The following is an 8,829-nucleotide window of genomic DNA, read 5'->3' on the forward strand; positions in this document are numbered from 1 at the left end:
CCGGGTTTGAGTTCTTTACCAGTTTTCATTGCGAATATCCGAATTTGGATGGGATTTACAAAAATCTAGGCCGCGTATCATATCCAATTTAGGTAAAACTGTACCAGCGCCGTGGCAAGATCCGCCTGCAAGCCTTGTTCCAGACACCATGCTTCGGCATTTTCCTGTAGTTCTGGCCAATGTTTACGGGCCTCGAGCCAATGTCCGCCGATCGGCTGACCAGCACTCCAGGCCTGCCAGAGACCGTTCATCGCCTGGGCCGCTGCTGGCGACAGACCGTGCGAATACAGAGCGAGGAAGGCATCGAGCTTGTCCAGGTGGATGTCTTCGTCCTGCTGGTAGATGTGCCAGAGCATCGGCCGCCCCGCCCACTGCGCCCGGACGAACGAGTCTTCGCCGCGCACCGCATTGAAATCGCAGCACCAGAGCAGATGATCGTATTGATCCTGACGGACGAACGGCAGCACCTGCACGGTCAGCGCCTGACGCACATGTATTGCCCCGACGCTGAGAGTCTCGACCCCGAGCCAACACGCGACGTCACCGAGAATCCGCCCTTCCGGCACCAGCAAGTGAGTCGGTGTCGCGTCGACTGCGAGTACATCCAGCCAACTGGCCAGCCCGGCATTCTCGTAGGCAAACAGCGAAATCAGCTGAGCGCCCGCCGCGCGCTCGATCCCCAAACCTTGCAGGAATTGTCGCTGAGCTTGCGGATCCTGCTGAGATTGCCGACGCTGCTCGAGTAATCCTCGCTCACGCAGCAGTCCGCCCGTGCCCGGCTGAAATCCCGGAAAGAAGAAGAACTTCTGCACTGACTTGTATTTCACCGACGGCAATCCATGGCAACCGATGACCCACTCTTCGGCGCTGAGATAGTCGAGGTTCATCCACAGAGGCGGCTTTTCGCGCTCGGCCATGGCGTCCATATAATCGCCGGGCAACTGACAGGCGAACGCGGCGATCACCACATCAGCGGCTTCAGTCTGTGGCCACTCGCCCGGCCAGTGCCGTACCTCCACGCCCTGCTGCCATTGCTGTGTAGCGGTGCTGTCGATCTCTGGACAGATGCGTTCGAACGCGCGCAGATCATCGACCCACAGTCGCACCGCCAGTGAATGCTCCGCCACCAATTGCCGGGCCAGGCGCCAGGTCACGCCGATATCGCCATAGTTATCGACGACAGTGCAAAAAATATCCCAGCGGGTTTTCAGTTTCGACATTCAAGACTCCCGTTGGCAAAAGCACCGATTGTCCGCATAAATGACCCCGTGCAGAAGAGCCGACGCCGATTAATCTTCGTGCGACAATCGCGACTTGCCCGCAACCATCCGCCAGGAGGCAGCCATGCCCTATCGTCCCAATCCGCGTCGTCCCTTGCCTGTTCAACTCAGCGCGCTGCATTTGACCGGCAGCATTGCCTTGGGCATGTGGCTGGGCTTTCTGGCGATCGCGCTGACCTGTTGGCTGCTCTCGCGCTTTTTGTTCAACGAGCAACTGGCGCCGGTGGCCCAGGCCGTGCAGCAACTGGCCAACCCGCCGGCGGCCCAGCCGGTGCCGAATATTCCGCCGCAGAGCCCGTTGTTCGATCAATACGAGGAAAACCTGCGCAAGAACGAGCAACAGAATCGGCTCGATCAGGCGCGCAGCAGCAGCCGCAATCAATCGAATCCGAAATGCCAGTTCTGGCTGCAACAGGACCAGAATGCGCCCAGCGAAAAGAGCCGCGCCAACGTTTTGCAATTCTGCGACTGATCATGAACAAACACACGGTCCACCAATTGATTCTCGACAAACTGCGCATCGACCTCGATATCGCCGAACGCGCCGCGCAGACCGCTTACGAAACCGCGACCCACGAAGAGAACATCGCCGAAAACAAGTACGACACCTTGGGACTTGAGGCGTCTTATCTGGCGGCCGGGCAAGCAAAACGCGTCGAGGAAATTCGTCAGTCACTGGCGCTGTGCCAGGCGCTGACGCTGCGCGCCTACGACGAGAACCGAGGCATAGAAATCGGCGCCCTGCTCGGTCTGGAAGACGAAAAGGGTCGCGAGCAATGGCTGTTTCTGGCGCCGGATGCGGCGGGACTGAAAGTCGACGTGGTCGGTCAGCCGATTACCGTCATCACCCCGCGCTCGCCGCTGGGCAAAAGCCTGCTGGGCAAGTTCGAGGGGGACGAGGTGGAGATTCTGGTGGCAGGCACCCGGCAACAATTTGCTGTCACCGAGGTGCTTTGACGCGGGGACTTAGTGGACAGGCAGCTCGACGCCGTCGAACAGCTCTTCCAGCTCTTGCTTGTTGTGGCACTGAATGGCTTTGGCCATCACTTCGCGGGTCAGGTGCGGGGCAAACTTTTCGATGAAGTCGCACATGAAACCACGCAGGAACGTACCGCGACGGAAACCGATCTTGGTGATGCTCGATTCGAACAGCTCGCTGGCATCCAGCACCACCAGATCGTTGTCGAGTTTGGTATCGACGGCCATTTTGGCGACGATGCCCACACCCAGACCCAGACGCACGTAGGTTTTGATCACATCGGCGTCAGCAGCGGTGAAAACCACTTTCGGCGTCAGGCCACGATGGCTGAACGCTTCGTCGAGTTTCGAACGACCGGTGAAGCCGAACACGTACGTCACGATCGGATATTCGGCGAGCGCTTCGAGGGTCAGTTTAGGCAGCTTGGTCAGCGGGTGCCCCTGCGGCACGACCACACAGCGGTTCCAGCGATAGCATGGCATCATCACCAGGTCGCCGAACAACTCCAGCGCTTCGGTGGCGATGGCGAAATCGACGGTGCCGTCAGCGGCCATCTCGGCGATCTGCATCGGCGAACCCTGGTGCATGTGCAGTGCCACGTCCGGATATTGCTTGATGAAATTGCTGATCACTGGCGGCAGCGCATAACGTGCCTGGGTGTGAGTGGTGGCGATCGACAGGGTGCCTTTCTTCTCGTTCGAGAATTCCTGGGCAATCTGCTTGATGCTTTCGACCTTGCGCAGAATCTCACCGGCAGTGGTGATGATGCGCTCGCCCGCCGGGGTGACGCGGGTCAGGTGCTTGCCGCTGCGGGCGAACACTTCAACGCCGAGTTCATCTTCCAGCAGGCGGATTTGTTTACTGATACCCGGTTGCGAGGTGTAAAGGCTTTGGGCTGTAGCGGAAACGTTGAGGTCGTGGTGCGCCACTTCCCAGATGTAGCGCAATTGTTGAAGCTTCATATGTATCCCTCAAAGCAGGTAGACGCCACGGGCATCAGCGACGGTATATAACTATATTAATGGTTTGAATAATAAATCTAGAACTTTTTTATCAAAGTGCCATTAATCCTGACTCAGCGATCCTCCCGCCGCCGACGCTCCACCAGTGGCACCAGATAAACCGGGACCTTGGCCAACTGCAGGACCCGCGCCGCCGTACGGCCCAACGGCGTTTCCGCGCCCACCCCGTGGCTGTGACTTCCTACGATCAGCAAATCGACAGAGAGTTTCTGCACCTGGTCAAGAATCACCTGCGACGGATCGCCCTGCACCACGCGTACCGCGCGAATGCGCTGCAGATCCTGCTCGCCCTCGTCCCCCAGTTCTTCGCGAAAGCTCTCCAGTACCCGCTGTTCGATGTTGGCGATGACTGTTTTCAGACCCTGGCTGTGAAATTCGTTCAATGCCTGCTCGTCGAGATAACTCTGCAACACCGACTCGGCAAACAATCCCATCGGCTCCACCGCGTGCACCACATACAAGTCGGCATTGAACGTTCGCGCCAAAGCCAGGGCATGCTGCATCACTAACGGTGCGTACAGACCGAGGTCAGTGGCATACAGCATCGAACGAATCATATGACCTCCTCGCAAGCCAACATGGCGGAGATTTGATTCAGCTTAGCAGTGCCTTGACGAGTACGACGTGCGACGCAACGTCTTGAAGCACAGGGGCTTTAGATCGACGGTTCGTTGCTGATGCCGTGGGGCACGTGGCCGGTGGCGACCACTTCGCGGGCAAGTTCGCAGTGGCCGGCCTGATCGTCGAAGAACACGTCGGCGGCAAACGCTTCGAGAAACGCCGATTTGGTCAGGCCACCGAGGAACAGTGATTCGTCGAGGCGAATGTCCCATTCCCGCAGCGTACGGATCACTCGCTCATGCGCCGGCGCCGAACGTGCGGTGACCAGTGCCGTGCGGATCGGGCAGTCGTCGTCGGGGAACTCGCGTTGCAACAGATTGAGCGCCGCCAAAAAGCCCTTGAACGGCCCTCCGCGCAATGGCTCGCGTGCGGCCTCACGCTCCTTGGCCTGAAACGCTTCGAGTCCGCCGGACTGATAGATCCGTTCCGATTCGTCGGAAAAAATCACCGCGTCGCCGTCGAAGGCGATGCGCAACTCATCGCTGGCCGCTCGGCTGGCGCCCCCGGACAGAATCGTCGCAGCGGCAAAACCTGCATCCAGCGCTGCGCGTACATCCTCGGCGTGGGTCGAAAGAAACAGGTCGCAGCCAAAGGCTTTCAGATACGGATAAGGACTGCGCCCGCCCACAAACGCTGCGCGGGAAATCGCCAGGCCGTAGTGATGAATCGAGTTGAACACGCGCAACCCGGTGTCGGCGCTGTTGCGCGACACCAGAATCACCTCGACCCGGGCGCGGCCGAGGCGACTGTTCAGGCTCAGGAGTTTTTCCACCAGGGGGAAGGCATCGCCGGGCGCGAGGATCTCGTCTTCGTGCTCGATCTGATATTGCCGATAGGCTTCGACGCCGCTCGACAGGTAGACCTTGTGGCTCTCGCTCAGGTCGAACAAAGCGCGCGACGAGATCGCCAGCACCAGTTTGTCATCAATGTTTTTCGCCATGTTTTCCCCCAGCACCCGCAAAAAAACGACTCAAGTGTTGCGTCGATCAATAAAGCTCAATGTTCGATACAGCGCCTCGATTCGCGGCAGTTCACACCCCGCCGCTTTGGCGGCCGCCAGTGGTCGGGCGTAGATTGCCTCCAGCTCCAGCGGTCGTTTATGCAAAAAGTCGTGATGCATGCTCGGCCAGTAATCGGCCATTTTCTCGGTCATCGTAAACAGGAAATCGGCATACCCGGCTGGCACTTCCACACCACACGCCTTGGCGCCCTGCACCACTTCGGCCATCAACGCCTGAATCAATGCGCGGCTGTCGGCATCGGCCATCAGCGGCGTAGTGCTGGCGCCGAGCAATACCGAAAGACCGTTATAAGGGATGTTCCAGATCAGTTTCTGCCAGCGTGCCTGATGCAGATTGGGCATCGCCTGGGAATCGATGCCGGCGGCGCGGAACAGTTCCGAACCTTCCTCGACAAGCGCCATACGCGCAATGTCATCAGCCGCCGGGCCACTGTGGTAGCCGACGTTCACCGCGCCAAGTGCTTGGTGGGTCACCTGCCCGGGGCCCTCGCGATGCACGCAGATCAGGCACAGACCACCGAGCAGATGCAGCGACTCAGGCAGCCGTTCACGCAGGCTGTCCTCGACGTCGAGGCCGTTTTGCAGCACCAGCACTTTCGCATCGGGTTTTGCCGCTTGAATGATCGACGGCGCAAGGCTGGCATTGCTGGTGGTCTTGGCGCCCACCAGCAGCCAGTCGCACTTGGGCATGTCTTCAGCCGAAGAGTAGGCCTGCACCGGGTTGAGCGTCAGCAGACCATGCACCGCGCTGTCCACCTGCAGGCCGTGCTCGGCCACCGCGGAAAACTCGCTGCGCAGCAGAAAATGCACATCGAAACCGGCACGCGCCAGCATCAGGCCGTAAAACCCGCCGATGGCACCGGTGCCGATAATCCCCACGACCGGTTTGTTGATTGTCCCCATTTATGGCAACTCCTCTGCAATTCGACTCAGTGCCTGCGCCAGCGCTGCGTTCAGCGCATCGGCCGTCAGGCGCGTGTGCAATGCCCCAAAGAACTCGCCGTCGCGCACGACAAACAGCGCCGGCAAATGAAAGATCTGATACCGCTCCACCAACCCGCCGTTGTTGCCAGCGTCGATCCAGCAAAGGCGATCAATCGCCAGCGCCATATCCGGCAACACTTCGCGGGCATAACGGCAACTGGCGCAGCCGACGCTGGTGAAAATCACCAGCGAAACGCCGCTCATCGCCAAAAGCCGTTGGTCGGCGTCGAAATCGGTCAGTTCGGATTCGACCACTATACTGGGGGAAACAATGTCAAATGGCCGACACAGGGAGTCTGTGCTCATGGGACGTTTCATTCCTCATCCGGACGAGGTGCCGGTTGAATTAACCTTGCTCACGCCTGAGTGCATTTCCAGGCAACAGCTGCACACTATCAGCCTCGGCGGCATCGCTTGCAATTACCACCGTGCCTGGCGCCATGGCACGGCCCTGCAAGTGCGCATGCCGACGCTCAATGCCGACATCTGTTATCCGGGCTATGTGGCGTGGTGTCTGCGTCGCAAAAAAGGTTATCTGGTGGGGATCGCGTTCACCGACGAACAAACGCTGTTCAGCGCGCGAATGGGTGAGCAGGTGTGTCAGATCGAACGCTACTGCCGCATGAACGATGCCCACGATGACCTGCAGGATATCCAGGCGCTGGCCCTGCAATGGGTCGAACAACATGCCGATGAGTTCTCCCACGACAGCGTTCGCAAGGCTTTTGCCCAGCCAGTGCTGGATTAAAGCGGCGTTTGCCCATTGTCGAGCAGGCGCGTAACGCGCTAAGGTTCCGCTCCCCGACGCGCTTAAATCTGCTGTGCTCCGCCGCGCGGGGATCGCTGGCGGCCGGCACCCGTGACCTGACGAGTAAACGATGGCTGATTTACCGATCAACGACCTAAACGTCGCCTCTAACGAGACCCTGATCACTCCCGATCAGCTCAAGCGTGATATCCCTCTGAGCGGTGCTGCCTTGCGCACCGTCACCAAGGGCCGTGAAGTCATTCGCAACATTCTTGATGGCACTGACCACCGTCTGTTCGTCGTGATCGGCCCGTGCTCGATCCACGACATCAAGGCTGCCCACGAATACGCCGACCGTTTGAAGGTGCTGGCTGCGGAAGTCTCCGATACCTTGTATCTGGTCATGCGCGTGTATTTCGAAAAGCCGCGCACCACGGTCGGCTGGAAAGGCCTGATCAACGATCCGTATCTGGACGACTCGTTCAAGATCCAGGACGGTCTGCACATCGGTCGCCAGTTGCTGCTGGATCTGGCCGAAAAAGGCCTGCCAACCGCCACTGAAGCCCTCGACCCGATCTCCCCGCAATACCTGCAGGACCTGATCAGTTGGTCGGCCATCGGCGCACGTACCACCGAATCCCAGACTCACCGCGAAATGGCTTCCGGCCTGTCCTCGGCCGTAGGCTTCAAGAACGGCACCGACGGCGGCCTGACCGTGGCGATCAACGCCTTGCAGTCGGTTTCCAGCCCGCACCGTTTCCTCGGTATCAACCAGGAAGGTGGCGTGTCGATCGTCACCACCAAAGGCAACGCCTACGGTCATGTGGTGCTGCGCGGTGGTAATGGCAAGCCGAACTATGATTCGGTCAGTGTTGCCCTGTGCGAGCAGGCGCTGAACAAAGCGAAGATCAAGCCGAACATCATGGTCGATTGCAGCCACGCCAACTCCAACAAGGACCCGGCCCTGCAACCGCTGGTGATGGAAAACGTTGCCAACCAGATCCTCGAAGGCAACCAGTCGATCATCGGCCTGATGGTCGAGAGTCATCTGAACTGGGGCTGCCAGGCGATTCCGAAAGATCTCGCCGACCTGCAATACGGCGTGTCGATCACCGATGCGTGCATCGACTGGTCCGCCACCGAGAACACCCTGCGCAGCATGCACGCCAAGCTCAAGGATGTTCTGCCGAAACGCCAGCGCAGCTGATACGCGTTTTACAGGCATAAAAAAACGCCGGGCAATGCCCGGCGTTTTTGTGTGTGCGATTCAGATTTTCGCGGCGCGCTTCTGATGGCGTTCCATGTAGCGCTCGACGTAGGAGCACGACGGGATCACCGTGTAGCCCATTTCTTCGGCGTATTGCAGCGCGCTTTCAGTCAGCGCCGCGGCAATGCCACGGCCACGCAGGGCGTTGGGCACGAAGGTGCGATAGATATCCAGGGTCTGTTTCCCCAGATCCATATAGGTCAGGTAGGCACGATGACCGTCCACATTGGTCTCGAACTGATGACCAGCCTGGTCATGGTGGATGGACAACGCCTCGCTCATCACTACTCCTCGCGGGTCTTGAATTCTGACCCCTACCTTACCGATGTTTTTCCGGCGAAGGAACATCTACGCCACCCCGTGCCTGATGGACACCGAGAAGAGCCACACCGATCTCGCGCAACCTGGCACCTGATAAATAGTAGGCACCATTGGCAAAAATGCTCAAGGTACGCTCGTCATCAAGCGAGTTGACGGGGGTTGCTCCGATGGACGCAGGGTGGGCCTGGGAGAAGATCTTCCCGGGCTGCTCACCTGAACATTGCCGGATGTTGAGACTTAAGACGTGCGGCCTTTTTTAAAGTCACCTCAACATGCAGAAAGATACGCGAAGCAGTGCGCAAAATCGGAACAAAAGTATGGACGTATTCATCTAGACAGACTTTAGCCAAGACTGCAAAAACAGCACGGAGCAACGGGAACTTTTTCTCATTAACTCGCTCATCTCGGGGCTTGCAGCTGGATATTTTTTAAACAACGCAGTTAAAAGTTGCTCGAAAAAGAATCAACGCCTACAATTTTTTTTGCTTCTTGCCTTACGTCAGTTTACTTACAACCAGTAATGGGTAGTATGTACGCCGGCTATGTCCTCAATCGGAGGAGACAGCCACTTAATTGAAAGTCCTTG

General features: G+C 58.5%; 12 protein-coding genes (1 of these 12 only partly in view). 4 read left to right on the top strand and 8 right to left on the bottom strand.

Annotated features, from left to right (window positions below; genetic code table 11):
- Both ACIONG_RS12310 and earP read right to left on the bottom strand, forming a co-directional pair.
- On the bottom strand, positions 1-29 hold the beginning of the coding sequence (locus ACIONG_RS12310) for an elongation factor P (RefSeq protein WP_401299644.1). 487 nt of this gene lie to the left of the window's left edge; only the first 29 of its 516 coding nucleotides appear in the window; its start codon is at positions 27-29; its stop codon lies beyond the left edge, outside the window.
- 48 nt (positions 30-77) lie between these two features.
- Positions 78-1,220 (bottom strand): elongation factor P maturation arginine rhamnosyltransferase EarP, encoded by a 1,143-nt coding sequence (earP, locus tag ACIONG_RS12315; protein ID WP_401299647.1) that lies wholly within the window; start codon positions 1,218-1,220, stop codon positions 78-80.
- A gap of 124 nt (positions 1,221-1,344) precedes the next feature.
- Between earP and ACIONG_RS12320 the strand changes: the two genes are divergently transcribed.
- A complete protein-coding gene (locus tag ACIONG_RS12320; RefSeq protein ID WP_103304739.1) occupies positions 1,345-1,752 on the top strand; it encodes a hypothetical protein in 408 nt (135 codons plus the stop codon).
- Positions 1,753-1,754: 2 nt separating this feature from the next.
- Positions 1,755-2,237, top strand: coding sequence for a GreA/GreB family elongation factor (locus ACIONG_RS12325; protein WP_103304738.1), 483 nt, complete (start codon positions 1,755-1,757; stop codon positions 2,235-2,237).
- A 9-nt stretch (positions 2,238-2,246) separates the two neighbouring features.
- Here the strand turns inward: ACIONG_RS12325 and cysB are convergent, their stop codons facing one another.
- The 5 genes from cysB to ACIONG_RS12350 all read right to left on the bottom strand — a co-directional run bounded on the left by cysB (position 2,247) and on the right by ACIONG_RS12350 (position 6,213).
- Positions 2,247-3,221: an HTH-type transcriptional regulator CysB gene (gene cysB, locus ACIONG_RS12330; RefSeq protein WP_007908591.1), complete on the bottom strand. Its 975-nt coding sequence runs from the start codon at positions 3,219-3,221 to the stop codon at positions 2,247-2,249.
- A 113-nt stretch (positions 3,222-3,334) separates the two neighbouring features.
- On the bottom strand, positions 3,335-3,838 hold the full coding sequence (locus ACIONG_RS12335; RefSeq protein ID WP_103304737.1) for a universal stress protein: 504 nt from the start codon (positions 3,836-3,838) through the stop codon (positions 3,335-3,337).
- Positions 3,839-3,936: 98 nt separating this feature from the next.
- The gene (locus tag ACIONG_RS12340) at positions 3,937-4,842 is read right to left on the bottom strand and encodes a 5'-nucleotidase (protein ID WP_201237345.1); all 906 of its coding nucleotides are present in this window, start codon (positions 4,840-4,842) and stop codon (positions 3,937-3,939) included.
- A 30-nt stretch (positions 4,843-4,872) separates the two neighbouring features.
- Complete coding sequence (locus ACIONG_RS12345) at positions 4,873-5,826, bottom strand: putative 2-dehydropantoate 2-reductase (protein WP_401299651.1); 954 nt, start codon at positions 5,824-5,826, stop codon at positions 4,873-4,875.
- Positions 5,827-6,213, bottom strand: coding sequence for a thioredoxin family protein (locus tag ACIONG_RS12350; protein WP_401299653.1), 387 nt, complete (start codon positions 6,211-6,213; stop codon positions 5,827-5,829).
- Here ACIONG_RS12350 and ACIONG_RS12355 point away from each other — a divergent pair.
- Both ACIONG_RS12355 and ACIONG_RS12360 read left to right on the top strand, forming a co-directional pair.
- Entirely contained in the window at positions 6,212-6,655 is a 444-nt protein-coding gene (locus tag ACIONG_RS12355) for a PilZ domain-containing protein (RefSeq protein ID WP_103304733.1), read from the top strand. The genes ACIONG_RS12350 and ACIONG_RS12355 overlap by 2 nt on opposite strands.
- Before the next feature lie 130 nt (positions 6,656-6,785).
- Entirely contained in the window at positions 6,786-7,862 is a 1,077-nt protein-coding gene (locus ACIONG_RS12360) for a 3-deoxy-7-phosphoheptulonate synthase (protein WP_103304732.1), read from the top strand.
- A gap of 60 nt (positions 7,863-7,922) precedes the next feature.
- On the opposite strand, the gene ACIONG_RS12365 is transcribed toward ACIONG_RS12360, so the two are convergent.
- Entirely contained in the window at positions 7,923-8,204 is a 282-nt protein-coding gene (locus ACIONG_RS12365) for a GNAT family N-acetyltransferase (protein WP_025113131.1), read from the bottom strand.
- Between the last annotated feature and the right edge of the window lie 625 nt (positions 8,205-8,829).

Source organism: Pseudomonas sp. NPDC087817 (genome assembly GCF_044742875.1).
Lineage (GTDB): Bacteria > Pseudomonadota > Gammaproteobacteria > Pseudomonadales > Pseudomonadaceae > Aquipseudomonas.